26 protein-coding genes and 1 tRNA gene are annotated in these 24,563 nt (G+C 72.6%); 16 read left to right on the forward strand and 11 right to left on the reverse strand.

Going from position 1 to position 24,563, the window contains the following annotated elements; all coding sequences use genetic code 11:
• The first annotated feature begins 63 nt into the window (after window positions 1–63).
• From ACN9MM_RS12235 to ACN9MM_RS12245, 3 genes are all read left to right on the forward strand, one after another.
• The gene (locus tag ACN9MM_RS12235; protein ID WP_426363651.1) at window positions 64–1,353 is read left to right on the forward strand and encodes a cytochrome P450; all 1,290 of its coding nucleotides are present in this window, start codon (window positions 64–66) and stop codon (window positions 1,351–1,353) included.
• A gap of 120 nt (window positions 1,354–1,473) precedes the next feature.
• A complete protein-coding gene (locus ACN9MM_RS12240; protein WP_426363652.1) occupies window positions 1,474–2,577 on the forward strand; it encodes a DUF2330 domain-containing protein in 1,104 nt (367 codons plus the stop codon).
• The gene (locus tag ACN9MM_RS12245; protein ID WP_426363653.1) at window positions 2,574–3,242 is read left to right on the forward strand and encodes an O-methyltransferase; all 669 of its coding nucleotides are present in this window, start codon (window positions 2,574–2,576) and stop codon (window positions 3,240–3,242) included. Before ACN9MM_RS12240 ends, ACN9MM_RS12245 begins: the two co-directional genes overlap by 4 nt.
• A 119-nt stretch (window positions 3,243–3,361) precedes the next feature.
• On the opposite strand, the gene ACN9MM_RS12250 is transcribed toward ACN9MM_RS12245, so the two are convergent.
• The gene (locus ACN9MM_RS12250; protein ID WP_426363654.1) at window positions 3,362–3,766 is read right to left on the reverse strand and encodes a hypothetical protein; all 405 of its coding nucleotides are present in this window, start codon (window positions 3,764–3,766) and stop codon (window positions 3,362–3,364) included.
• A 233-nt stretch (window positions 3,767–3,999) separates the two neighbouring features.
• Here ACN9MM_RS12250 and ACN9MM_RS12255 point away from each other — a divergent pair, with 233 nt between their 5' ends.
• Together ACN9MM_RS12255 and ACN9MM_RS12260 are read left to right on the forward strand one after the other, a co-directional pair.
• The gene (locus ACN9MM_RS12255; protein WP_426363655.1) at window positions 4,000–4,323 is read left to right on the forward strand and encodes an antibiotic biosynthesis monooxygenase family protein; all 324 of its coding nucleotides are present in this window, start codon (window positions 4,000–4,002) and stop codon (window positions 4,321–4,323) included.
• A 33-nt stretch (window positions 4,324–4,356) separates the two neighbouring features.
• Window positions 4,357–4,842 (forward strand): GNAT family N-acetyltransferase, encoded by a 486-nt coding sequence (locus tag ACN9MM_RS12260; protein WP_426363656.1) that lies wholly within the window; start codon window positions 4,357–4,359, stop codon window positions 4,840–4,842.
• An 86-nt stretch (window positions 4,843–4,928) separates the two neighbouring features.
• On the opposite strand, the gene ACN9MM_RS12265 is transcribed toward ACN9MM_RS12260, so the two are convergent.
• On the reverse strand, window positions 4,929–6,998 hold the full coding sequence (locus ACN9MM_RS12265) for a DHA2 family efflux MFS transporter permease subunit (protein WP_426363657.1): 2,070 nt from the start codon (window positions 6,996–6,998) through the stop codon (window positions 4,929–4,931).
• Window positions 6,999–7,219: 221 nt separating this feature from the next.
• Here ACN9MM_RS12265 and ACN9MM_RS12270 point away from each other — a divergent pair, with 221 nt between their 5' ends.
• The 6 genes from ACN9MM_RS12270 (at window position 7,220) to ACN9MM_RS12295 (ending at window position 12,566) form a co-directional block, all read left to right on the forward strand.
• Window positions 7,220–8,392 carry a peptidoglycan-binding protein gene (locus ACN9MM_RS12270; protein ID WP_426363658.1) on the forward strand — a complete coding sequence of 391 codons (1,173 nt, stop codon included), beginning with the start codon at window positions 7,220–7,222 and terminating at the stop codon, window positions 8,390–8,392.
• Window positions 8,393–8,526: 134 nt separating this feature from the next.
• Entirely contained in the window at window positions 8,527–9,195 is a 669-nt protein-coding gene (locus ACN9MM_RS12275) for an HAD-IA family hydrolase (RefSeq protein WP_426363659.1), read from the forward strand.
• Between the two features lie 452 nt (window positions 9,196–9,647).
• The gene (locus ACN9MM_RS12280; RefSeq protein ID WP_426368724.1) at window positions 9,648–10,292 is read left to right on the forward strand and encodes an HNH endonuclease family protein; all 645 of its coding nucleotides are present in this window, start codon (window positions 9,648–9,650) and stop codon (window positions 10,290–10,292) included.
• 187 nt (window positions 10,293–10,479) lie between these two features.
• On the forward strand, window positions 10,480–10,959 hold the full coding sequence (locus tag ACN9MM_RS12285) for a DoxX family protein (protein WP_426363660.1): 480 nt from the start codon (window positions 10,480–10,482) through the stop codon (window positions 10,957–10,959).
• Between the two features lie 213 nt (window positions 10,960–11,172).
• The gene (locus ACN9MM_RS12290; protein WP_426363661.1) at window positions 11,173–11,613 is read left to right on the forward strand and encodes a pyridoxamine 5'-phosphate oxidase family protein; all 441 of its coding nucleotides are present in this window, start codon (window positions 11,173–11,175) and stop codon (window positions 11,611–11,613) included.
• A 329-nt stretch (window positions 11,614–11,942) separates the two neighbouring features.
• Entirely contained in the window at window positions 11,943–12,566 is a 624-nt protein-coding gene (locus ACN9MM_RS12295) for a DedA family protein (protein WP_426368725.1), read from the forward strand.
• Here ACN9MM_RS12295 and ACN9MM_RS12300 read toward each other — a convergent pair.
• Window positions 12,526–12,819: a DUF2277 domain-containing protein gene (locus tag ACN9MM_RS12300; protein WP_426363662.1), complete on the reverse strand. Its 294-nt coding sequence runs from the start codon at window positions 12,817–12,819 to the stop codon at window positions 12,526–12,528. The two genes, ACN9MM_RS12295 and ACN9MM_RS12300, sit on opposite strands and share 41 nt — an antisense overlap.
• Before the next feature lie 78 nt (window positions 12,820–12,897).
• The gene (locus tag ACN9MM_RS12305) at window positions 12,898–13,122 is read right to left on the reverse strand and encodes a hypothetical protein (RefSeq protein ID WP_426363663.1); all 225 of its coding nucleotides are present in this window, start codon (window positions 13,120–13,122) and stop codon (window positions 12,898–12,900) included.
• A 188-nt stretch (window positions 13,123–13,310) separates the two neighbouring features.
• On the opposite strand from ACN9MM_RS12305, the gene ACN9MM_RS12310 reads away from it, so the two are divergent.
• Window positions 13,311–14,069 carry a GntR family transcriptional regulator gene (locus ACN9MM_RS12310; protein WP_426363664.1) on the forward strand — a complete coding sequence of 253 codons (759 nt, stop codon included), beginning with the start codon at window positions 13,311–13,313 and terminating at the stop codon, window positions 14,067–14,069.
• On the opposite strand, the gene ACN9MM_RS12315 is transcribed toward ACN9MM_RS12310, so the two are convergent.
• The gene (locus tag ACN9MM_RS12315; RefSeq protein ID WP_426363665.1) at window positions 14,011–14,868 is read right to left on the reverse strand and encodes an MBL fold metallo-hydrolase; all 858 of its coding nucleotides are present in this window, start codon (window positions 14,866–14,868) and stop codon (window positions 14,011–14,013) included. The genes ACN9MM_RS12310 and ACN9MM_RS12315 overlap by 59 nt on opposite strands.
• A 126-nt stretch (window positions 14,869–14,994) precedes the next feature.
• Between ACN9MM_RS12315 and ACN9MM_RS12320 the strand changes: the two genes are divergently transcribed.
• Window positions 14,995–15,444, forward strand: coding sequence for a lamin tail domain-containing protein (locus ACN9MM_RS12320; RefSeq protein ID WP_426363666.1), 450 nt, complete (start codon window positions 14,995–14,997; stop codon window positions 15,442–15,444).
• 62 nt (window positions 15,445–15,506) lie between these two features.
• Here the strand turns inward: ACN9MM_RS12320 and ACN9MM_RS12325 are convergent, their stop codons facing one another.
• The 3 genes from ACN9MM_RS12325 to ACN9MM_RS12335 all read right to left on the reverse strand — a co-directional run bounded on the left by ACN9MM_RS12325 (window position 15,507) and on the right by ACN9MM_RS12335 (window position 17,305).
• Window positions 15,507–16,046, reverse strand: a complete 540-nt coding sequence (locus ACN9MM_RS12325) for a DUF4231 domain-containing protein (RefSeq protein WP_426363667.1) — start codon at window positions 16,044–16,046, stop codon at window positions 15,507–15,509.
• A 238-nt stretch (window positions 16,047–16,284) separates the two neighbouring features.
• Entirely contained in the window at window positions 16,285–16,794 is a 510-nt protein-coding gene (locus tag ACN9MM_RS12330) for a flavoprotein (protein WP_426363668.1), read from the reverse strand.
• A gap of 436 nt (window positions 16,795–17,230) precedes the next feature.
• Window positions 17,231–17,305 (reverse strand) — tRNA-Val (locus ACN9MM_RS12335).
• A 162-nt stretch (window positions 17,306–17,467) separates the two neighbouring features.
• Here ACN9MM_RS12335 and ACN9MM_RS12340 point away from each other — a divergent pair.
• The 3 genes from ACN9MM_RS12340 (at window position 17,468) to ACN9MM_RS12350 (ending at window position 19,926) form a co-directional block, all read left to right on the forward strand.
• Window positions 17,468–18,226: a DUF4097 family beta strand repeat-containing protein gene (locus ACN9MM_RS12340; RefSeq protein ID WP_426363669.1), complete on the forward strand. Its 759-nt coding sequence runs from the start codon at window positions 17,468–17,470 to the stop codon at window positions 18,224–18,226.
• 133 nt (window positions 18,227–18,359) lie between these two features.
• Window positions 18,360–19,658, forward strand: a complete 1,299-nt coding sequence (locus tag ACN9MM_RS12345) for a hypothetical protein (RefSeq protein WP_426368726.1) — start codon at window positions 18,360–18,362, stop codon at window positions 19,656–19,658.
• 52 nt (window positions 19,659–19,710) lie between these two features.
• A complete protein-coding gene (locus ACN9MM_RS12350; protein ID WP_385568088.1) occupies window positions 19,711–19,926 on the forward strand; it encodes an FmdB family zinc ribbon protein in 216 nt (71 codons plus the stop codon).
• A gap of 113 nt (window positions 19,927–20,039) precedes the next feature.
• Here ACN9MM_RS12350 and ACN9MM_RS12355 read toward each other — a convergent pair whose 3' ends face one another.
• The 3 genes from ACN9MM_RS12355 to ACN9MM_RS12365 are packed head-to-tail and all read right to left on the reverse strand — an operon-like array spanning window position 20,040 to window position 24,559.
• On the reverse strand, window positions 20,040–20,864 hold the full coding sequence (locus ACN9MM_RS12355; RefSeq protein ID WP_426363670.1) for an HAD family hydrolase: 825 nt from the start codon (window positions 20,862–20,864) through the stop codon (window positions 20,040–20,042).
• Complete coding sequence (locus ACN9MM_RS12360) at window positions 20,861–23,299, reverse strand: phosphoribosyltransferase (RefSeq protein WP_426363671.1); 2,439 nt, start codon at window positions 23,297–23,299, stop codon at window positions 20,861–20,863. Before ACN9MM_RS12360 ends, ACN9MM_RS12355 begins: the two co-directional genes overlap by 4 nt.
• A gap of 18 nt (window positions 23,300–23,317) precedes the next feature.
• Window positions 23,318–24,559 carry an HpcH/HpaI aldolase/citrate lyase family protein gene (locus ACN9MM_RS12365; protein ID WP_426363672.1) on the reverse strand — a complete coding sequence of 414 codons (1,242 nt, stop codon included), beginning with the start codon at window positions 24,557–24,559 and terminating at the stop codon, window positions 23,318–23,320.
• Window positions 24,560–24,563 lie beyond the last annotated feature (4 nt).

Genomic DNA, 24,563 nt, shown 5'->3' on the forward strand with positions numbered 1-24,563 from the left:
AGAACTCGTTACTAACTTTCCCGGCAACTTCTGATGGTCCATCAGATATGGAGAGTGTTGCCGATGGCCTGCCCGCATCTCCCCGGAGGACAGCTCCCCGAAGGGCACCTCACCGAGGGGCTCCCCGAAGGGTTCGACGCCACCGACCCCGACCTGCTCCGCGACCGCGTCCCCTTCCCGGAGTTCGCCCGGCTGCGGCAGACCGCTCCCGTGTGGTGGTGCCCCCAGCCGGCCGGCGTCACCGGCTTCGCGGACAGCGGGTACTGGGCGGTCACGCGCCACGCGGACGTCAAGTACGTCTCCACCCACCCCGAGCTGTTCTCCTCGAACGAGAACACCGCCGTCATCCGCTTCAACGAGCACATCACCCGGGACCAGATCGAGGTCCAGAAGCTGATCATGCTCAACATGGACCCGCCCGAGCACACCCGGGTCCGCCAGATCGTCCAGCGCGGCTTCACCCCGCGCGCGATCCGGAACCTGGAGACCGCCCTGCGCGAGCGCGCCCGCTCCATCGTCGAGGAGGCCCGGCGCGGCACCGACGCCGACGGCACCTTCGACTTCGTCACCCGGGTCGCCGTCGAACTCCCCCTCCAGGCCATCGCCGAACTCATCGGCGTACCCCAGGAGGACCGCTCCCGGATCTTCGACTGGTCGAACAAGATGGTCGCGTACGACGACCCCGAGTACGCCATCACCGAGGAGATCGGCGCCGAGGCCGCCATGGAACTCATCGGCTACTCGATGAACATGGCCGCCGCCCGCAAAAAGTGCCCCGCCTCCGACATCGTCAGCCAGCTCGTCGCCGCCGAGGGCCAGGGCAACCTCTCCTCCGACGAGTTCGGCTTCTTCGTGCTGCTGCTCGCCGTCGCCGGGAACGAGACCACCCGCAACGCCATCAGCCACGGCATGCACGCCTTCCTCACCCACCCCGACCAGTGGGAACTCTTCAAGCGGGAGCGCCCCGCGACCGCCGCCGAGGAGATCGTCCGCTGGGCGACCCCGGTCGTCTCCTTCCAGCGGACCGCGACCCAGGACACCGAGCTCGGCGGACAGAAGATCCGCAAGGGCGACCGGGTCGGCCTCTTCTACTCCTCCGCCAACAACGACCCCGAGGTCTTCACCGACCCCGAACGCTTCGACATCACCCGCGACCCCAACCCGCACCTCGGCTTCGGCGGCGGCGGACCCCACTTCTGCCTCGGCAAGTCCCTCGCGATCAAGGAGATCGAGCTGATCTTCAACGCCATCGCCGACGCCCTGCCCGACCTCACCCTCGCCGGCGAACCCCGCCGGCTGCGGGCCGCCTGGCTGAACGGGGTGAAGGAACTCCGGGTCCGGACCTCGGCGTGATCCGGACGCACGGAACCGGAACGGGAACTCCGGGTCCGGACCTCGCGTGATCCGGACGCACGGAGCCCGAAGGGGAACCGGAGGCGGAACCGGAACGCGACCGGCCACGTCTGATCCCCCATGCGGGGGACACTCAGAAGGATCCTGACCACCATCGTCGCGCTGCTCGCGCTCCAGCTCGGCTCGCTCGTCGCACCGGCGTACGCCTGCGGCTGCGGCGCCATGATCCCGAGCCGGGCCGAGCGCATCGGCGTCGACCGGGAGGAGTCGGCCGTCCGCTGGGACGGGCGCACCGAGACCGTCGTCATGCGTTTCTCCGTGCACGGCAACGCCCGGCGGGCGGCCTGGATCATGCCGGTGCCGGGCCGCGCCGACGTCGCCCTCGGCGACCCGGCGCTCTTCGACGAGCTCGACCGGCTCACGGAGCCCGAGCAGCGCGACCGCTTCCACTTCTGGCCGCGCGAGGGCGACTGGCCGTTCGACGTCTCCACCGGGGACGGTGCCGCCGCCGCGCCGCCCGGCAAGGGCGGCGTCGGCGTCGTCGGGCGCGAACGGCTCGGCCCCTTCGATGTGGCACGGCTCACCGCCACCGACCCCGACGCCCTCGGCGACTGGCTGCGCGCCAACGGCTTCGAGCTGCCCGCACGGCTCACCGGCGCGCTCGGGCCGTACGTCGATCGGAAGTGGGAGTACGTCGCCGTCCGCCTCGCCCCGCAGGAGCAGGGTGCGACGCTCTACGGCGAACTGACCCCGCTGCGGATCACCTTCGCCTCCCCCGAACTCGTCTACCCCATGCGGCTGTCCCGCCTCGCGCAGACCCCGCAGACCCTCGGCCTGTACGTCCTCGCCGACCACCGGATGGAGCCCCGCTCCCCCATCGGCGGCGACCGCCCCGAGGTGACGTTCGCGGGCCGGATCGAGCACCCCGAGGGCGCGGTCGCGGACCTCACGGGCGACCGGCCGGCCCGTCTCACCGTACTGGAGCAGCACTTCCCCCACCCCGGGCGCATCGACGACGACCACCATCTGCGGACCGTCGCCGACACCCCGTACCGCCGGGTCGAGTACACCGACCGGCTGCTCACCGTCGGCGCCGGCATCCCGGTCTGGCTCCTGACGGTCGGCGCCGGACTGCTGCTCACGGCACTGCTCGCGACGCTGCTCGCCGTACGGGTGAACAGGCGACGCCCGAGCCCGAACGCGGGTGTACGTTCGGCCGTATGACGAACCCTCAGTGGACCGCGGTCGACGACTACTTCACCGAGACGATCGCCCCCGCCGACGAGGCGCTGACGGCCGCGCTCGCCGACTCCACGGCGGCGGGCCTGCCGGAGATCGCCGTCGCCCCCAACCAGGGCAAGCTGCTCCACCTGCTCGCCGCGACGCAGGGCGCGCGGAACGTCCTGGAGATCGGCACCCTCGGCGGCTACAGCACGATCTGGCTGGCCCGCGCGCTGCCCGCCGACGGCCGGCTGATCACCCTGGAGTACGACCCCGCCCACGCGGACGTCGCCCGCGCCAACATCGCCCGCGCCGGCCTCGACAAGATCGTCGAGGTCCGGACGGGCGCGGCCCTGGACACCCTGCCCCTGCTGGAGACGGAGGGCGCGGGCCCCTTCGACCTCGTCTTCATCGACGCCGACAAGGTCAACAACCCGCACTACGTGGCCTGGGCGCTGAAGCTCTCCCGCCCGGGCACACTGATCATCGTCGACAACGTGGTCCGGAACGGCCGGGTCGCCACCGAGCAGCCGGACGACCCGGCGATCACCGGCACCCGCGCGATGTTCGACCTGATCGCCGCCGAGCCCCGCCTCGACGCGACGGCGATCCAGACGGTCGGCACGAAGGGCTACGACGGCCTGCTGCTGGCCCGGGTCACGTCGTAGGGCCGACACCGGCCGACCGGTCACGCCCTCGGGCCGACACCGGCCGACCGGTCACGCCCTCGGGCCGACACCGGCCGACCGCGTCCACGGGCGACCCACACCGACTGCGTCCACCGGCGCTACTTCCACTCGGTGATCGACCCGGACACCTTTCCGCTCTCGTCGGTGTCGAACTCGAAGACGGCCGCGATGCCGTTGATCCGGGCGAACTGGGCTGCGGCGCTCTCGTAGAAGATCGCGCCGCGCCAGTTCACGCCGCCGGAATCGTCGAAGCGGCCGACACCGGTGCCGTGCCAGGTGATGCTCTCTCCGGCCTGGGTCATGCTGACGCCCTGGCCCTCGCCGTAGAGCGTGCCGTCGGCCCGCAGGACCGCCTCGTAGGTCCCCATGTCCTTGATGGCCACGCCGATCAGCGTGCCCGTCGCCATGAACGAGGTCTCCGTGACGGCGTGACCGCCCTCCGCGGACAGGACGCGCAGCCCCGTCGTCTCTCCGGAGATCGTGCCCAAGTGTTCGCCGAGCATGGTGGGACTCCTCTCAGACCGGACCCCCTGACTCCGGACTACGCCCGCCGACCGGGATCGTCAAACGGGGACGCCGGACCGCCGTCCGCCGAAGAGCGGCAGCCCGGCGAAGGGCGCCACGGGCGCCCCCGCGAGTCGTCCTCACGTCACTTTGACCGGTGGATGTAAGAGACTGCACGGAGGTGATCAAGGCTCGGCGCAGCGCCCGGCCCGTGCTTCCTGAGAGGTGTCAAGTGCCCAGTGTGGTAAAGATCAACGTCCTGACCGTGCCGGCCGAGCAGCGTGAGGTGCTGGAGCAGCGGTTCGCCTCCCGGGCCGGGGCCGTGGAGGGGTCCGACGGATTCGAGTGGTTCGAGCTGCTGCGCCCGCTGGAGGGCACCGACCAGTACCTGGTGTACACGCGCTGGCGCAGCGAGGAGGACTTCCAGAACTGGATGAACGGTTCCATGAAGGCCGCCCACCAGGGCGGCGGCGAGGGTGGCGAGCGGCCCAAGCCCGCGGCGTCCGGCTCCACCCTGTGGTCGTTCGAGGTCGTCCAGCAGGCGTCGCCCAAGTAATTCGGCGGCGAGCGTGGTCGTGCGGGCCGCAGAATGACCCGCATGACCTGGACTTTCTCCCCTGAGCGCGTCGACACCTCGGACGCCACCTCCCTGCGGCGGGACTACTACGCCGACGTCGCCGGCCGGTACTGGAAGCGGCCCGCGACCGAGGCCGAGGTCGACGAGGGCCTGACGGGCGACGGGGTCGAGAAGCTGACCCCGCCGACGGGGCAGTTCCTGGTGGCACGCCTGGAGGGGAAGCCGGCCGGCTGCGGCGGGGTGCTGATGCTCGACGGCGAACGCGCCGAGCTGACCCGGGTCTTCATCCGGCACGCCTTCCGCGGCGTCGGCGGTGCGGGTCCTCTGCTGCGCCGCCTGGAGGACGAGGCGCGCGCGCTCGGGGCGCGCCGGATGGTCCTCAACACGCGCCTCGACCTGGTCGAGGCGCGCGCCCTGTACACCCGCCACGGATACGCGGAGATCCCCGCGTACTGCACCGGTCCCTACATGGACATCTGGTACGGCAAGGAGCTCTGAGCAGCGAGCGGCCGGTCTACGCCTGGTGGTCCCGGGGCGGCTCCGACGGGTGGGGCCTCTCCCCGTCCGAGCAGCGAGCGGCCGGTCTACGCCTGATGGTCCCGGGGCGGCTCCGACGGGTGGGGCCTCTCCCCGTCCGAGCCGCACAGCTCGGCCGTCAGCTCCTCCACCAGCTGTACGAGGTCGGTGGGCCGGTCGGGCCCCCACCAGTCGCCGAGGAGTTCGGCGAGCGACTCCTCCCGGGCCTTGGCCAGGACCGTGGCCGCCTGTACCCCCTCCTCGGTGAGGGTCAGCTGGACGCCCTCCCGGGTCACCAGACGCTGCTCCTCCACCTGCCGGGAGGCCTCCGTGATGACCCGCAGCGGCACGGGCGTGGTCTCGGCGAGCCGGGAGGGTTCGACGGTCCCGTGGCGGCGGACGCGCAGCAGCAGCCAGCTTGCGGCGGGCAGCAGGTCGAGCCCGGAACGGTCGGTGATCTCCACGTAGATCGCCTTGCGGCCCTCCCGGGAGCCGAGGACGGACAGCGCGCGGGCGCACTCGTCGTACGAGGAGCGCTCGACGGGGTGGGAGGCGAGCGTCTGGCTGGTGTCGGGCACGGTGACCGAGGCCCGCAGCTTGTCCTCCTTCAGGAACCAGGCGACGACGAAGGCGACGAGGACGACCGGCACCGCGTACAGGAAGACGTCCGTGATGGACGTGGCGTAGGCGTGGAGCACGGAGGGGCGCAGTTCGGGCGGGAGCCCGGCGATGCCCCGGGGGTCGGCGGCGACCTGCCCGGGGCCGAGGCCCGGCGGGAGCTCCGTCCCCGCGCTCGCCGCGCTCGCGAACACGTCGTCGAGCGTGCCGGTGAGCCGGTTGGTGAAGACCGTGCCGAAGACGGCGACGCCGAACGAGGCTCCGATGGAGCGGAAGAAGGTGGCTCCGGAGGTGGCGACGCCGAGGTCCTCGTACGGGACGGCGTTCTGGACGACCAGGACGAGGACCTGCATCACGAGGCCGAGCCCGGCGCCGAAGACGAAGAAGCAGACGCTCATCGACAGGGTCGAGCTGGTCTCCGTCAGCTGGTGGAGGAGCAGCAGGCCGAGCGCCGTGAGGGCGGTGCCGGCGATCGGGAAGACCTTCCAGCGGCCGGTGTGCGAGACGATCTGGCCGGAGGCGGTCGAGGTGATCAGCATGCCGAGGACCATCGGCAGCATGTGGACGCCGGACATGGTCGGCGTGACGCCCTGCACCACCTGGAGGAAGGTCGGCAGGTAGATCATCGCGCCGAACATGGCGAAGCCGACGACGAAGCTGATGACCGAGACGAGGCCGAAGGTCCGGATCCGGAACAGCTTGAGCGGCAGCACGGGTTCGGCGGCCCGCCGTTCGACGTACACGAACCGGACGAGGAGTACGGCTCCGAGGAAGGCGAGTCCGATGATCTGCGGCGAACCCCACGCCCAGGTGGTCCCGCCGAGGGAGGCCACGAGGACCAGGCAGGTGGCGACGGCGGCGATGAGGAACGTGCCGAGGTAGTCGATCGTGTGCCGGGTGGACCGCACGGGGATGTGCAGCACGGCGGCGATCACGAAGAGGGCGACGATCCCGATCGGCAGGTTGATGTAGAACACCCAGCGCCACGAGAGGTGCTGGGTGAAGAGGCCGCCGAGCAGCGGGCCGAGGACGCTGGTGGCGCCGAAGACGGCGCCGAACAGGCCCTGGTACCTGCCGCGTTCCCGGGGCGGGACGAGGTCGCCGACGATCGCCATCGACAGCACCATGAGGCCGCCGCCGCCGAGGCCCTGGATCGCGCGGAAGCCGATGAGCTGCGGCATGTTCTGGGCGATGCCGCAGAGGGCCGAGCCGATGAGGAAGAGGACGATCGCGGCCTGGAAGAGCTTCTTGCGGCCGTACTGGTCGCCCAGCTTGCCCCAGAGGGGGGTTCCGGCGGTGGAGGCGAGCAGGTACGCGGTGACCACCCAGGACAGGTGCTCCATGCCGCCGAGCTCGCTGACGATGGTCGGCAGGGCCGTGGAGACGATGGTCTGGTCGAGTGCGGCGAGCAGCATGCCGAGGAGCAGTGCGCCGATCGCGACGAGGACGGTGCGGCGGCTCTGGCCCGCGCCGGGCACGGGGGCGTCACCGAGTGGGGACGGGCGTGTGTCTTGGGCCATGGGGTCTCCGACTCCGTCTCGGTCTCGGTCCGTGTCTGTGTGTGCGGCTGGGTCTCCTTGTGCGTCGGCATCTGCGTCCGAGGCTGCGTCCGCGCCCGCGTCCGCGGCTCCATCCTGATCGGAATATCCCGATATGGCCTCCCGAAGGGCACACTCGTTCGCCCGTCGGACAGGGGCGGGCTGCATAATCGCTCGCAGTTGTCTCGGGGAGGGGACCCATCATGACCGGACACGTCTGTCCTGAATGCGGTGTACACAGACCTGGCTGCGCCTGCGCCAGGGCGGCGGGCCTGGCGGCCGAGACGACAGCGGCCGAGGACTTCGACCCGCTGCGGATCAGGCCGTACGTGACCCTGGACGCCCCCGAGGGGCCGGAGGGGCCCGGGGGCCGGGAGGACCCGACGGGGCACCTGCCGGCCTACGCACCGGAGGACCCGACGGCGTACCTGCCGGCCTACGCGCCGGAGGACCCGCCGACCGCCCAGTTGGCCGCCGTACGCCCGGAGGCCGGCCCCACGGCGCCGACACCCGTACCGGCGGCCCACCCGAACGGGTCGGGCTCGGGCCCGGAGTCGCACCCCGGCACCGCGCCGGAGGGCGACCCCTCCGAGACGATGCCGCTGCTACTGCGCGGCATCGGCGACGTACCTCCCGCCCCCGGACACGGACCCGGACACGGACACGGACATGGACCCGGACACGGACATGGACATGGGCACGGATACGAGCGTGGGCGCGAGCACGGCCACGCCCACGAGCACGAGCCGGCGCGGGCGCGGGGCCGCAAGCGCGGCGTGATGGTCGCCGCGGTGGCCGCCGTCGCCGTGGCGGGCACCGCCGCCCTGGCGGCGGCCGTCCTCGGCGGCGCGGACGACACCGACGACCGGGCGGCCGTGCCCGAGGTGACCACGAGCGCGTCGCTGAACGTCGCCGTGTCGGAGGCGCCGTCCCCCTCCTCCGGGACCCCGGAGCCGACCACCTCGTCGCCGACCCCGGACCGGACGTCCGCGTCACCGTCCGCCACCCCGTCCCCGAGCCGTACCACCGCGAGCCCGAGCGCGTCGGCGAGCTCCGCCGCCCCTCCGGCGGCGACCCCCACCGCCGCCCCGACGACCGCCGCTCCGACGACCGCCACGCCGCCCTCGGAGCCGCCCCCGGAGACCGATGAGGCGGCGGTCACGCTGAGCATCGGCTCGTCGGGCGACGAGGTCGTCGAGCTCCAGGCCCGGCTGACCCTGGCGGGGGCGTACCACGGAGACGTGGACGGGGAGTACGACCAGGAGGTCTGGCGCGCGGTGAAGAGCTACCAGTCCTGGATGTACATCGAGGGCGACCCGAAGGGTGTGTACGGCCCCCACACGCGCGAGGCCCTGGAGCGGAGCACCTGGCTGTAGGGGGTGGCCGGGCGGCCGGTTGGCCAAGACGGCCTCCGGTTTTGTATCGTAGAAGAACAAAGTGGCCCCGCCCGCACTCCCTGACCGGTGGGCGGGACCGCTTCGTTCTCCGTGCCACCCCTTCTGGAGACCCGATGGCCGCCACCACCCCGGCAACGCTCACCGCCCGCGCCCTCCTCCTCGACATGGACGGCACCCTCGTCAACTCGGACGCCGTCGTCGAACGCTGCTGGCGCCGCTGGGCGGACCGCCAGGGTCTCGACGCGGCCGACGTCCTGAAGGTGGTCCACGGCCGCCAGGGGTTCGCGACGATGGCCGTCCTGCTCCCGGACCGCCCGATGGCGGAGAACCACGCCGACAACCGGGTGATGCTGGCCGAGGAGACCGCCGACCTCGACGGGGTCGTCCCCGTCCCCGGCGCCCAGGCCTTCATGGCCGCGATCGCGGACCTCCCGCACGCCCTGGTGACCTCCGCGGACAGGGCTCTCGCCGCGGCCCGGATGGGTGCGGCGGCGCTCCGGACGCCGGAGACCCGGATCACCGCCGAGAGCGTCGGCGCCAGCAAGCCCGACCCCGAAGGCTTCCTCAAGGGTGCGGCGGCGCTGGGCTTCGAACCGGCGGACTGCGTGGTCTTCGAGGACTCCGAGGCGGGCATCCAGGCGGGCCGCGCGGCCGGCATGCGCGTCGTCGGCGTGGGCCCCCGCGCGGCGGCCTTCGCTCCGGACGTGCACGTCGCCGACCTCACGCGGCTGCGAGTGGAGCCCGCGGCGGACGGCTCGATCACGCTGACCGTCCTGGCGTAACCCGCTTCCTCCCCCTCTCTCCGCCTCGCGCGCGGCCGGACACTCCGGCCGCGCGCGAGGCGTTTCCGGGTCCGGGCGGACTCCCGTCGAGCTCCGAACCGTCGCCCCGACACTCGGCACCCTGCCCCTGACCCCGGACTCCCGGCTCCCTTCCGGACTCCCGACTCCCGGCTTCCTTCCGGACTCCCGGCTCCCGCCTCCCTTCCGGGCTCCAGGCTCCCGCCTCCCGCCCCCCGGCTCCCGCGTCCCGAACCGCTGGACGCCGGGCGGAATCTGGCGCTCCATCAGGTGCGTCACACCCCTTGATGTGACGTGTCCATGTCGTCACTCTGTTACCTGGCGCACCCCCCACCGAAACCTGGCGCCGCCACGATGACCGGGCCCACCGCCCGGCACCCCGCGGGGACGGCAGCCAGCCAAGGTCCCCTCACACCAAGGGAGTTCACATGCCCATCGGCATGATCTACGCGCGTCGACTCGCCGTGCTCGCCACCTCCGCCGCCCTCACCGTCACGGGTCTCCTCACCACCGCCCCGGCCGCACAGGCCGCCATGCCCACCCCGGTCAGCGCGGCGACCGCGCGTACCTACCTGGCCGCCCTCACGGTCAAGGCGGAAGGTTCCACCTCGGGTTACAGCCGGGACCTCTTCCCGCACTGGATCACCCAGTCCGGCACCTGCAACACGCGCGAGACCGTCCTCAAACGCGACGGCGTGAACGTCGTCACCGACTCCAGCTGTGCCGCGACCAGCGGCAGCTGGTACTCCGAGTACGACGGCGCCACCTGGACCGCCGCCTCGGACCTCGACATCGACCACATGGTCCCGCTCGCCGAGGCCTGGCGCTCGGGCGCGAACTCCTGGACCACCGCCCAGCGCCAGTCCTTCGCGAACGACCTCACGCGGCCGCAGCTCATAGCCGTCACCGACAACGTCAACCAGGCCAAGGGCGACCTGGACCCGGCGAAGTGGCTGCCCTCGCGGACGGCCTACCGCTGCACGTACGTCAGGGCGTGGGTGCAGGTGAAGTACTACTGGAACCTCAGCGTCGACTCCGCCGAGAAGAGCGCGCTCCAGTCCGTCCTCAACGGCTGCTGAGCACACGCCCACTGAGCGCACGTCAGCGACGGGCATCGGGGAGTGAGCCTCGCCACACGCCCCCCGATGTCCGAATGTTGAACTTGCAAGCACTAGTGAGGGGTGCCTAACCTTACGGCCTCATCGGTTTCCGTCCCCCACACCCCGTTCCCCACGGACGGGGCCAGGCCGAAGGAGTCCCACCCCCATGACCGCCCAGAGCACCACCGCCCCCACCCCCACGAGCCTCACCGCCCGCCTGAACCGGGCACAGCCCTACGCGCTCGGCCTCTTCCGCATCGTCGTCGGCCTGCTCTTCGCCTGCCACGGCGCCGCGTCGCTCTTCGGCCTCCTCGGCGGCACGGCGATACCGGCCGGCACCTGGCCGGGCTGGTACGCGGCCGTCATCCAGCTCGGCGCCGGCATCCTGGTCCTGGCCGGACTCGGCACCCGGAGCGCCGCGTTCCTCGCCTCGGGCTCGATGGCGTACGCGTACTTCAAGGTCCACCAGCCGGAGTCGCTCTTCCCGCTCCAGAACGGCGGCGAGGGCGCGGCCATGTTCTGCTGGGCCTTCGCGCTGCTCGTGTTCACGGGCCCGGGAGCGCTGGCCCTCGACCGGCTGTTCGGCGCCGGGGAGGCGACGGACGCGAAGGCCCGCGAGGAGCGGGGCGCGCCGGTCGCGGCCTGACACACCCACCGCCTGACAGAAGGGGCCGGATTCCGCAGCGCGGTTTCCGGCCCTTCTCGTCGGATGGCGAGCTGTCGGCCTGTCGGGCCGCGGGCTCGGGATGAGTGAGGCCGAAACAAATAGTCCGCAACAAAACTATCTGCTACGGTCTCCTCGTTGCTCCCGTCCCACCCGTCTCACCCCGACCGTCGAGAGACCGAAAGGCTGACCGCCATGCGCGAGCACACCGCCGCCGAGACCACCACCGGCACCACCCAGAACGACGGCCCGGCCCCCCGAGTGCTCACCGACCAGGAGCTCTCCCACCTGTTGAGCCGGCAGCAGTTCGGGGTACTCGCGAGCATCAGGAGCACCGGCCACCCGCACCTGTCGACCGTCCTCTACGACTGGAACGCCGAGGAACGCGTCCTGCGGATCTCCTCCACCGCCGACCGCCTCAAGGTCCGCCAGTTGCGCCGCGAGCCGCACACCTCACTGCACGTCAGCGGCCCGGACGTCTGGTCGTTCGCCGTGGCGGAGGGAGAGGCGGAGATAGCGGACCCGGCCGACGGGGCGGCCCCCGGCGAGCAGCCGCTGCCCGACCGGCGCGTGACCATCCTGGTCCGGGTCTCGCGCCTGTACGGGACCGCCCTGGACATCCCCGCCCAGAACTGAGGAACCGCCGCACGGCAACCACCCGACCCCGTCGCGCCCGCCCCGTCCGGCCCGGCCCCGACTCACCCTCCCCGCACCACCCCCTCCGATCCCGTACCGCCCCGTCCGGCCCGGTCCCGGCTCACCCGGCTCCGTCTCGTCCTGCCTCGCCCCGCCCGACTCCTCCCACCCCGCCCCACCCCCCTTCCACCTCGCCCCACCCCGGCTCCTCCCGCCCCGCCCCACCCCGGCTCCTCCCGCCTCGCCCCGCCCAACCCCTTCCCGCCCCGACTCCCCGCACCCACCGACCGCGGGGCCGCCGCCCCCGCGTAGGCTCTGGCCCTGTGAATCTGCTCGACAGCCTGGGCTCGCTGCGGTCGCTCACCGCCGGCCCGTGGATCTATCCGGTGGTGGCGACGTCGATCCTGCTCGACGTCTTCCTGCCCGTGCTGCCGAGCGGCTTCCTGGTGATCACCGCCGCCACGGCGGCGGCCACGGCGACCGGGGCCGCTTCCGGCGTGCCGTCGCTCCTCCCCCTGCTCGCCTGCGCGGCCAGTGCCTCCGTACTCGGCGACTTCCTGGCCTACCGCCTCGCCCTGCGCGGGGGCGCGAGGCTGGACAGGGTCATCGCCCGCTCGCGCCGCCTCTCGCTGGCGCAGGAACGTCTCGGCACCGCGCTCACCCGGGGTGGCGGCCTGCTCGTGGTGCTCGCGCGCTTCGCCCCTGCCGGCCGCTCCGTGGTCTCACTGGGCGCGGGCGCGGCGAAGCGGCGGGTCGAGGAGTTCCTGCCGTGGTCGGCGCTGGCGGGTGTGGTCTGGGCCTCGTACAGCGTGGGGCTCGGCTGGCTGGGCGGTCAGTGGCTGGGCGCCACCTGGTTCAGCGCGGGGGTGTCGACCCTCGCGCTCTTCCTGGCGGGCGGTCTAGCCGCGTACCTCATACGGCGTCCGGCTGCGGCTCCCGCGACCGCGGCCTGACGGCGGCGGGCCGAGGCTCGCGGATCCGGGCGGCGGTGGGGTGCGCGCCGCGCACCTCCAGGCCGTCGAGGAGTCTCGCGGTGGCGTCGGCGATCTCGTCCACGGCCCGCTCGAAGACCTCACGGTTGTGGGCGGCGGGGGCGTGGAAGCCGGAGACCTTGCGGACGTACTGCAGGGCGGCGGCGCGGATGTCGTCCTCGGTCGCCTCCTCGGGCAGCGCGGGCGGACGGAGCGTCTTGATGCTTCGGCACATGCCTCCAGTGTGGCGCGCGCCACTGACAACCGCCCGGAGGCCGACGGGGGCCGTCCCCCCGCCCCGTCCAGCTACCCGCTACCCGCCGAAACCGCGTCTGCTCCGTGCGTTGATCTCGGCGGTGCGGGCGCGCAGCTCGTGCAGGGGCGTGGCGGGCTGGACGTCGAGGGGCTCGGCCTCCCACTCGCCGCCGCCGTGGACCGCGCGGATCCGAAGGCGCCCGGAGACGCTCTCCACATAGAAACCGACCCGCCCCGTGGCGGTGTCGCGGACGAGGTCACCGACCTCGGGCAGTGGCTGCACGCATCCCCTCCGTCCCGATTCCTGAAGCTTGGGGACACTCAGGGAAGCGCGGCGACCCCGCCCTGTCAACGTATCTCTAGAGATGTCCCCCGATGGATGGATCGACCGGCCGGGACGGCGTACGGGTGCGCCCCCGGGCCGATGAGCGCGCCGTAGGGTGTCCCGCAGACGAAGGGAGTGGTCCACCCGTGACTGACCAGGACAGCGCTCGTCGGCCCAAGTACCAGCGCATCGCCGACGAGTTGAGAACCGCGATCCGTTCGGGTGCCTTCGCGCCGGGCGATCGGCTCCCCGGCGAGAACGACCTCATGTCGACGTACGACGTGGCCCGCATGACCGCTCGCCAGGCCCTTTCCGTGCTGCGTACGGAAGGGCTCGCCGAGGCGCGCAAGGGTGCCGGGGTCTTCGTCCGGGTCTTCCGTCCGCTGCGGCGCCGGGGCATCCCGCGCCTCGCCGGGGACCAGTGGGGCAGCGGCCGCTCGGTCTGGGCGGCGGACGTGGAGGACCGGGAGCTGGTCGTCGACCAGATCGAGGTGGGCGAGACGGAGGCCGGCGACCGGGTCGCGGGTGCGCTGAACCTGACGCCGGGAACGCCCGTGTGCGTCCGCAGCCGCCGGTTCGTCCTCGACGCCAAGCCGGTGCTGCTCTCGGTGTCGTACCTCTCGGCCGAGCTGGTCCGCGGTACGCCGATCACCGAGCCGGACACGGGCCCGGGCAGCACCTACGCGCGGCTCACGGAGCTGGGACACCGGCCGGTGCGGTTCCGGGAGGAGATCCGCTGCCGGATGCCGACGGCGGACGAGTCGGACCGGCTCTCCCTGGAGTTCGGGACGCCGGTGGTCCTGATCGGACGCACGGCCTTCACGGGGCCGGGGGTGGCGGTGGAGCTCAACGAGATGACGCTGGACTCGTCGTCGTACGTCCTGGAGTACGACTTCGACGCGTGAGGGCGCCGGCACCGAACTCCGCCCCGGCACCGGCACCGGCGGCGAGGACCTCGAACCGCGCCCCGGGATCGGCGTGGGTGACGTCGCCGGGGAACTCGGCGGCGGCCAGGGCGACGGCGTCGGCGGGCGCGGTGCCCGGCCCGACGTGGGTCACGACGAGACGGCCGGCACGGGCGTCGGCGGCGCTCCGGCCGGCCTGCGCGGCCGAGTGGTGCCCGGGCACGCAGCCGTCGGCCTCGCAGACGAACAGATCGCAGTCGAGGGCGAGTTCGACGAGGGCGTCGCACGGCTCGCAGTCCCCGGAGTAGACGAGGGAGCGCCCTACCGCGTCCTCCACGCGCAGGGCGAAGGCGGGCGGTCCGCCGTGCTCGACGGCACGGGACCGGAGGGCGAGTCCGCCGACGCGGGCGACGTGTCCGTCGTAGAGCTCCTCCACGCGGAAGGCGCTCTCGACGGGGCTGCGGTCGGGTCCGCTGGTGAGGAAGGCGGCGAGCCGGTCGGCGATGCCGGGCGGGCCGAAGAGGGGCAGGGGGTGCGGGAGGTCGAGCCCTGCGTACAGCAGCCCGTAGAAGGCGGTGAGCAGGTCGGCGCTGTGGTCGGCGTGCAGATGGGAGATCCACACGGCGTCGACGTCGCCGAGTGCCACGTACCGCTGGAGCTCGGCGAGGGTGCCGGTGCCGGCGTCCACCCAGAGGCGGACGCCGCCGCCCTCGACGAGATAGCCGGAGCAGGCGTTGCCGGGCCGGGGGAAGGGGGTGGCGGACCCGAGGACGGTGATCCGCAGCAAGTCGTCGCCCATGGGCCGAGTCTAGGCCGGTTGCCGGCGAGTGGCCGGAACTTGTGCGGAACCGGTGAAGGGCGTGCGTATCCTGTGTGCTCGCCGGGTCCCATCGGCGGGCATCCGGCAGAGAACTGAGGGACATTCATGCTTCGCGTACGCACGCTCGCGGCCGTGACCGCGGCCGCCGCCTCCGGCATCCTGCTGCTGCCTTCGCAGGCGCAGGCCGCCGGCTCGGTCCACCTGTACAAGATCTACTACGACAGCCCGGGCTCGGACAACCGCTCCAACAGCAGCCTGAACGGCGAGTACGTCCAGATACGCAACACGACCGGCGCGGCGGTCAACCTGCGGGGTTGGACGCTGACGGACGCGGCCAACCACAAGTACACCTTCGGCAGCTACACGCTCGGCAAGGGCAAGATCGTGACGGTCCGCACGGGGCGCGGCACGAACACCTCGGCGAACGTGTACCAGAACCGTGGCGCGTACGTCTGGAACAACGACCGGGACACGGCGAAGCTGCGCAAGTCGAACGGCACGACCGTCGACACCTGCTCGTACAACTCGACGCGGGTCGACTACAAGTGGTGCTGACCCGGACGCCTCACCGGGCGTGACGTTCCGTGGGCCCCGCGAGCCGGGGCCCACGGGCACGCTCAGGAGGCCTCCGACTCCTGCCGGGCGCCGGGAACGCCGCCCCCGTGCTGCTGCACGTCGGAGTTGACCTGCCCGCCGAGCGTCATGACGTTCAGGGTCGCGGAGTTCTCGTTGGCGATGGCCTTCTCGACGCGGGAGACGAGGACGGCGAACGCCTCGCGCCTGCCGAGGTCGTGGTACGGCCCGACCTTGGTCTCGAAGTAGACCCGCTCGTGCCCGAGCAGTTGCTCGGTGGACCGGTAGTTCTTCCACTGCTCCCGGTACCGGTAGACGCTCTCCAGCGACACGGCGGCGACGACGACCACGCTCAGCACCGTGGCGATGATCCGCGCGAAGCCCAGATCGACGTTCACGAACACGGGCACGAGCGCCCCGCCGACGACGGAGACGGTCCGCATCCGCAGATGCATCGCCTTCATCCGGGTCGCCTTGGCGTCGTACCACCCCTGGTACTGCGCGAGTCTGGTCTCCATGTACCGCTGCGGCGTCATCTCGCCACCGTGCAGCCCGGGTTCGGGCGCGTCCCCCACCTCAGCCATGCGGGGAGTACACAGTCAGGGACGAGCCCCCGTCAACTCGCGTCCCGTTGCGGGGCTCAGAGATGCGACGTGGCCTCCCGGACGAGCGCACCGATCCCGTCCCGCGTCCACACGCGCACCTCGTCGCGGCTGCCCACCCTCCGCAGAAGAGTGATGTCCTCCGACGTCGTTCTCGGCCTCGTCGGGCGGCTCGGGCGGGTGCGGTTCGTTCTGGCCCGGGTGCCCGAGCAGCGCCCCCTCAACCGACAACGATCCGCTCACGCACGGCGGAGAGGGCGAGCGACCAGGGGAACCCCACGGCCGGCTCATGGGGCAGGAGCACCGAGACCCCGGCGCCGCGAAGCGTCTCGACGGACCGCTCGAACTGCGGGTGGCGGGCATGGGCTTCGTTCACGCAAGGCATCGCGACCATCGGGATCCCCTGACCGATGCCCTCCGCGACGACCCCGACGACGAACGTGTCGGCGATGCCGAGCGCCCACTGATTGACCGCGGCGAAGGTGGCCGGCGCGAACAGGATCGCGGAAGCGGCCGGCCACACGTCGGGCTCACCGGGCAGCGGGTAGTCCCAGCGCACGGGATGCCCGGTGAGCGCGGCAAGCCCGTCGAGCGACCCGGCGAGCCAGCGGGCAGCCGTGGGGCTGAGCCCGAGACAGACGTCCCATCCCTCGGCCTGCGCGTCCTCGATGACACGGGCGATGTCGAAAAGGGGCTCGGCGTCACTGGCGAACACATACAGGGTACTCATCCCCCCATACGACCACATCCATGCCCTGACCTGCACCGGAGGCCGTTCCCCAGGGCGAGCACGAACGACTCGGACGCGCCGGGACGCCCGCGCGGGGCCGCCATAAATGTCAGTTGTAAACATCAACTCACACAACGACGAAGCAGAGACAGGTCCCTCCCCGCCTTCGAGACGCAGACGGGCCCCTTCGACGACGCAGCGACCGAGGGCGCCACGACGCGCGAGCGGATGGGGCACTCGTCGGTACGGACCGCGAACGGGCGCGACCACGCCATCGCCACCCACGTCGACGAGCAGATCAGGAAGGCCCTCCCTACGGAGCCCGACGAACCACCCGGCCCGCAACTGTCACGACGCCCCTCCCCCACCGAGGAACGAACAAGGCCCAGGCTCCCGGTTCAGTACCGGTGACCTGGGCCTTTGCCTTGCTACCTGCTGGTGGGCGCGGACGGTTTCGAACCGCCGACATCTGCTTTGTAAGAGCAGCGCTCTACCCCTGAGCTACGCACCCGTGGAAGAGGCAACAGCCTACATGGACCTGGGGTGGGTGCCGCAAACCGGTATCTCTCGGGGGGTAGCCCCACCCCCGGGACGGTGGGTCGCCGGATCGTGGCGTGGGGTGGTGGGGTCGTAGCGTCGGGGGATCGTCGCGTCGCCTCTGGGGGAAATCGTCATGGTCGCAGGTCGTCCGTTCCGTGTGCTGCTCGCTTCCGGGGTCGCCGTGTTCGCGCTCGCCGGGTGTGGGGCCGCCGATGTCGAGGGGGCGCCGGTGGAGCGGAAGGCGTTCGCGTTCGGCGGGGACGCGCTCACCATCGACTCGGACAACTCCGAGCTGGTGATCACGCCCGCCGACATCGACGACGTGCGGGTCGAGCGGCAGGTCGACGGGTGGGTGTTCATGGGGTCGGGGCCCGAGGCCAGCTGGAAGCTGGTCGACGGGCGGCTCACGCTCCGGGTCGACTGCGACGGGGTCGCCGCCAGCTGTGGGGCCGTCCACCGCATCCAGGTGCCCCGTGGGGTCGCCGTCTCCGTCGAGGACGACAACGGGGGCGTCACCGCCGAGGGCTTCACCACCCCCCTGAAGGTGCGGTCCGACAACGGCGACGTGCGGGTCCGGAAGGTCAGTGGAGGGCTTGATCTCGGGAGCGGCAACGGGGACGTCGACGTCGCGGACTCGGTCACCTCGTCCCAGGTCTCCGTACGGTCCGACAACGGCGACGTGCAGATCACCCTCGGCGTCGTCCCCCGCAAGGTCGACGTCGTCACCGACAACGGGGACGTCACGGTGACGGTGCCCGAGGCCGAGTACGCCGTGGCCGGCTCCAGTGACAACGGTGACGTCCGTCTCGACGTGCCCCGCCGGGACGACAGCGAGCGCGTCGTGAGCCTGCGCAGCGACAACGGGGACGTCACCGTCCGTACGGCGAACTGACCGGGCCGTGTGTTCGTCCTTACCGGGTGGGAGAATGAAGCCTGACCGGGCACGGCGGACACAGCACGGGGAGTAGTACGTGGCGGCGAGCGATAGGGGCACATCGGCGCCCAGGGGTTCCTCCGCGTTCCGGCTGGCGCTCGCGCTGCCCCTGCTGGTGGGCGCGCTGCTGCCGCAGGCCTTCGCCGGCGGCGGGACCCGCCGCTGGTTCGGCGGGCGCGGGGAGAGCCAGCGGGCCGAGGCGCAGGCCGCCAAGGACGCCGCGGCCGCCGCCTTCTACGAGCTCGACACCGCCCAGCGCGGGCTCCGCATCTCCATCGAGACGATCACCGCCGTCGACAGTTCGCCGGAGGCGCGGCGCGCCGTCGACGGGTTCGCGGCGCTCGGGCGGCGGATCGATGACGTCAGTCACCTCTACATCGGAGCCGTCGACGCTCATGATCTCGACCGGGACGAGCTCGACGCCGCCACCGCCTCCCGCGCCCGCGCCGATCTGACCCGCGCCAAGGAGGAGCTCGACCGTGTCAGGGGCGAGTTGGACCGGTTCGAGGAGGGCCTCGCTCCGCTCCTCGACCGTGCCGAGACCCAGCTCGCCCGCCTCGCGCCCGCCGTCGAGCGCGCCCGGCAGGCCCTGCGGGGTGCGAGCGGGGCCCTCGACGGCGTCCGGGAGGGTGGGCTGCGCGCCGACGACCTGGCCGCGCGCCTCGCCGCGCTCGGACCCGAGCTGACCCTGCTCAACGAGGGCGCCGGCCGGCACGGCGTCCCCGAGACGCTCCAGCGGGCCGACCGTGTCCTGCGGGACGCCGAGGCCGTACGGGCCGAGGCCGAGCGGCTGCCCGAGCGGGCCGCCGAGATCGACAAGCGGCTCGTGTCGCTGCGTACCCGCACCGAGGCGCTCACCACCCGCGCCGGGGGTGTCGAGCCCCTGCTCTCCGAGCTGCGCCGCCGGTACTCGGCCGCCTGCTGGCAGGACCTCCAGCACGTGCCGGAGCAGGCCGTCGTGACCCTCCGGCAGGCCGGGGACCGGCTCGCCGAGGCCGGGAAGGCGCGGGCCGAGCAGCGCTGGCCCGACGCGACCTCGCTGCTCTCCACCGCCCGCGCGCTGCTCGACTCGACCGACGAGGCCGTCTCGGCCGCCGGTGAGCGGCTGCGCCGCCTGGACGCCGTCGCGAAGGACCCGAAGGCGGAGATCGACCGCACCCGGTTCGCGGTACGGGACGCCCAGCGGCTCGCCATGGCGGGGCGCAGCACGCCCGACCCCCGGCACGCCCGGCCCCTCGACGAGGCCGTCGCCCGGCTCGACCGGGCCGTGGGCGGTCTCGAGGGCCGCCACCCCGACTACTGGCACTTCCTGACCGAGCTGGAGGCCGTCCGCTCCGCGGCCGCGCGCGTCGTCGGCCAGATCCGGGAGGACCGGGGCGGCGCGCACTGACGTGAGGAGCGTGGCACTGATGCCTGGTGCGGTCCGCCGCTAGCCTGTTCCCATGCCTCGTTACGAATACCGCTGCCGTACCTGCGGCGACACCTTCGAGCTCAGCCGTCCCATGGCCGAGTCCTCCGCCCCCGCCGCCTGCCCCGCCGGGCACGACGACACCGTGAAGCTGCTCTCGGCCGTGGCCGTCGGCGGAAGCGCCTCCGCCGCCCCCGCGCAGGGCGGTGGCGGCGGTGGCGGTTGCTGCGGTGGGGGCTGCTGCGGCTGAGTCCTCGGGCCTGCCTTCGGATCGGGCCGGGCTCGCGGGACCTGATCCGGGAGTTCCGGAAGGCAGGTCCTAGGTGTATTGACCCGCGTCAACAACGCCGCAGGTCAATACACCTAGGCCGCTGCCGCCGCCCGGAAGCGGCGGAGGATCTCCTCCCCCGCCGCGACCCCGCGCTCCGCGAGGACGTCGAGGTGGGGGGCCGTCCAGTCGCTGTCGGCCAGTTCGCCGTGGCCCGGGCGCCAGGCCCTGTCCGCGGCGAGCAGCAGGTCGGCGTCGAGGAGCGAGTCCCCGGCGGCCAGCGTGAGCGTCGCGCCGGTGCGGCGGGCGACCTCGCGGACTGCCGCGCTCTTGGTGAGCGGCTTCGGCACCGCGTACACCTTGCGGCCCTGGAGCGAGACCGTCCAGCCGCGGTCGCCCGCCCAGGCGCCGAAGCGGTCCAGCCAGTCCTCGGGGAGCCGCTCCCGCTCGACGACCAGGTAGGCGAAGAGGTCCTCGGCCACCCGGTGCTTGCGCACCCAGGACAGGTCCGTGGTGGCGGTGAGGTAGGCGCGGATCTCGGAGAGCGGCGCGCATTCGTCGGCGAGCCTGCGGACGACGGATTCGTGCCAGTCGCGGTCGGAGACGCCGTCGACGAGGATGTGCCCGCCGTTGGCGCAGATCGCGTACGCCGGTGCGGTGCCCGGGAGCTGGATGCGCTGGTACTGCTTGCGCGTCCGCGTGGTCGTGGGCACGAAGACGGTCTCGGCGGTCAGCCGCGCCAGGAGGTCGGCCGCGTCCTCGGTCATGTAGGAGAGCGGCTTGGACTCGTGGACCTCCACGCAGAGCAGCCGGGGCGCCTGGGCGTCCGGCATGCCGAGGGCGAGGGCCGCGGTCGAGTAGATGAGGGTGCGGTCGAGGTCGCTCGCGACCAGCGTCCGGGCGGACGTGGACGTGCTCACTGGGACACCACCGTCTTCCCGTCGGCGCCTGTGGCGCCCTTCGTGTACTGAGGGTGGATCAGGCCCACGCAGCTGTACGGGAGTTCGTCGACCTCCTCGACCGGTACGCCGCGCTGCTCGGCGAGGAGCCGGACGTGCGCGAGGTCGGCGTCGGCGCCCCGCTTGGCGAGGATCTTCCAGGGGACGCGGCGGAGCAGGACCCGGGTGGTCTCGCCGACGCCCGGCTTCACCAGGTTGACGTCGTGGATGCCGTACTCCTCGCTGATCCGCTCCACGGCCGCCCAGCCCTCCCAGGTGGGGGTGCGGTCGGCGGCCAGGAGTTCCTTGACGTCCGTGTCGACGGTCGCGGCGACCTCGTCGAAGCGGGCGGCGACGGCGTCGAGGAAGGCCCCGGAGACGTCGGCCCCGGCGAGCTCGCGGTAGAACTTGGCGCCGTGGAAGTCGTCCGGTCCGACGAGGTCGGAGCGGAGAACCGTACGCGATATCAGGCCGGAGACGGTGGAGTTGAGGCAGGCGGAGGGGATGAGGAAGTCCTCGCGGGTGCCGTAGGTGCGGACGCAGGAGCCGGGGTCGGCGAGGACCGCGATCTCCGGGTCGAAGCCCTTGAAATCCCTGACGGCCTCGGCGAGTTCGCGGGTGATGGCGCCCTTGCCGGTCCAGCCGTCGACGAAGACGACGTCGGCCGGGTCGTGGTGGGCGGCGAGCCAGCGCAGCGCGTTGGCGTCGATGCCGCGGCCGCGCACGATGGAGACGGCGTAGTGCGGGAGGTCGAGGCCGTGGCGGGCCTTCGCCCAGCGGCGCATCAGCACGCCGACGGGGGTGCCGGCCCGGGCCAGGGAGACCAGGACCGGTCGCGCGGAGCGCTCGGCGAGGACGGTCTCGGTGACCGTGCCGACGGCGCGGGCGATGCGGGCGGCGGAGCTCTCCAGGGCCGCCTGGAAGAGCTCCTGGTAGCGCTCGCTGGGCTGGTACTCGACGGGGAGCGACTCGGCGTAGTGCGCGCCGCCGCTCTGGATGGCCTCCTCCCGCTCCTCGGTGGGGGCTTCGAGTTCGACGTCCGAGAGGTCCTGGAGCAGCCAGCCGACCTCTTCGGGTGCGTACGAGGAGAAGGCGGGGCCGCGGAGGGGCTCGGGCAGCATGGAGCTCCTTTCGGGAGCTTCGGTGACTTCGGTGACGCGGACCGTGGGTGTGTAGGACGGGACGACCGCGAGCACGACGCGTGGGATGTGTGCGGCGAGCTGGGCGAGCAGGCCGTCCGGGGCGTGCAGGGCCGGGGTGTCGGCGGCGGAGTCCACGACGAGCACGGCGGCGTCGAAGCCCGCGCCCGCGACGTTGTAGGCGTAGCGCTCGCCGGGCCCGTCCGCTGGGTCGTCGTGGGCTGGGAAGACGAGCCGGGTGCGTATGGCGTAGCCGGGGTCGTCGACGGCGAGGACGGGCGAGCGGGTGGTGGTGGAGTAGCGGACGTCGTGCCCGGCGTCCTCCAGGGCGGTGCCGAGGCGCAGCGGCGCGTACATCAGCTCCTCGAAGCCGAGGACGAGCACCCGGGGCCGTTCCGCGGGGGCCGGGGCGGGCAGGGCCTCGGCCAGCGCCTTCGCCATCGCGGGCAGGGCCGTCTCCAGGTGCTCCCGGTGGCCGGTCGTGAAGCCGTGCCGTCCGCCGTCGGGGAGTTCCTCGGGCCAGCCGAGGTCCACCCGCACGGGCGCCTCGCGCGGGAGGGGCGCGGGGGCCGGGGCCGGTCCCTCGTGTGCCGCGACCAGGGCCTGGCCCTTCTCCAGGACGCCGTCCGGGAGGTGGACCGTGCCGGCGGCTCCGGCGATCAGGTCGACGCGGGCGCCGATCTCCGTCGCGAAGGCGTCCAGGCGGCCGAGGTCGGCGGCGGAGCGCATGTCGACGAGGGCCACGACGACGTAGCGCCCGCGCGGGTAGCGCTCGTGCAGGGCGCGGATGGTGTTGAGGACCGTGTTGCCCGTGGAGAACTCGTCGTCGACCAGGACCAGCGGTCCGTCGCCCGCGAGGAGCTCGGGGTCCTCGGGCAGCAGGAGGTGCGAGGTGGCGTGGGAGTGCGACTCCTCGAAGCCGCCCGCGCGGGCCACGCCGGCCACGGGGCGGCGGGTGGAGTGGAGGTACGGGGCGAGGCCGAGGCCGTCGGCGACGGCGTGCCCGAGGGCGGTGGCGGTCTCCGCGTAGCCGAGGACGACGGACCGGGCGGCCTCTTCGTCGCCGAGGAGCTCCCGGACGCGCCGGCCGAGGCCGAGGCCGGAGCCGTACACGACGGAGGGGCGCTGCGGCACGTGCTTGCCGAGCACGCTGGAGACCAGCAGGTGCGCGCGCTTGGGGTTGCGACGCAGTGCGAGGCCCAACAGGGCGGGCAGCTCCTCGTCGCCGATCAGTTCGACGCCCAGTCGCTCCGCGACCCACGTTCCGGTCCACACCACGTCGTCGACGTCCCTTCGTCAGCCGGCCAGGCCGGCGGTGAGCAGATCCACGAAGCCGACGTCCTCCCTGGCGACGCCGAACACCTCGGCGCGCAGGAGGGTGCGCTCGGCCCACGCGCGATGCGGCTTCACCTCGTTCATCTTGTTCGTGTAGGCGGAGCGCAGCACCCCGCCGCCGTCCCGGTCGGGCCGGAGGATGTCCTGGGCGTCGCTCCACTCCTCGTGGCTGACGACGGAGAGGGCGTGCACCGGCACCACGTGGGTGGGGTGGATGCAGGTCTTGCCGAGCAGGCCGTTGGCCCGGTCGAGTTCGATCTCGCGCAGCAGGCCGTCGAGGTCGTGCTCGATGAGGGCGGTGCGCAGGTCCTCCGCGCGGCCTTCGAGGAAGGGGCTGCGGCGCAGCTGCGGCTTGAACATGCGCTCGCCGGGACGGAAGTACTCCCAGACGGGCCCGGTGACGGTGAAGCCGGTGCCGTCGGAGCGGCCGAGGACGTTGACGACGTCGGCGATGACGTTCGCGACGATCTTGATGTCGTACGCGGTCATGTCGGGCGAGCGGCGCAGCCCGTAGGCGGAGCAGAAGTCGGTGACGCCGAGCCGGAGGGCGAGGACGCGGTCGCGGTACTTGTCGGTGATCGAGGCGATCCCGGCGAGGGTCTCGGCCCGGGTCTCCAGGTGGAGGAGCTCGGGGGACTCGAGGACGGGCATGGCGAAGAGGCGCCTGCCGGTCGTCCGCTCGGCCTGGGTGAGCGCTTCGAGGAAGGCGTGACCGCGGGACTCGGTGAACTTGGGCAGTACGAATCCGGACAGCAGGCGCACCGAGGCGCCGAGGCGGTCGACGAGGTCGGTGATCTGGCGCGGCTCGCGGACCCGGATGAAGAGCAGGGGCAGGTCCGTGGCGGTCTCGGGCAGGTCCGTGGCGGTGTCGGCGTCCGTCACGGTCCCGGCGGAGGGGTCTGCCTCGGGGGCGGCCGCGGTCCCGGCCGCGAGGTCGGCGAAGTGGCGGACCAGGTTGGCCTCGCCCGCCTCGACCTCGGCATCGCTGATGGAGTCCTCCAGGCAGAGGACCATGGAGACCACTCCGCGCCCGGCCTGTTTGCGCACGGCGTCGGCCAGCCGGGGCCGTGTGGCCGGGCTGTAGAGCGTGGCGCCCAGGGCCACGGCAAGCGTGCGGGCGGGCGAGTCGGATGTGAACTCGGCCGGCTCCTGATGGAACAGCCCGGTCCGCACCGCGGACGGGATGTGCCCGAAATGACGCATGTAA

Origin of the sequence: Streptomyces sp. E-08 (genome assembly GCF_049913095.1) — a bacterium.
Lineage (GTDB): Bacteria > Actinomycetota > Actinomycetes > Streptomycetales > Streptomycetaceae > Streptomyces.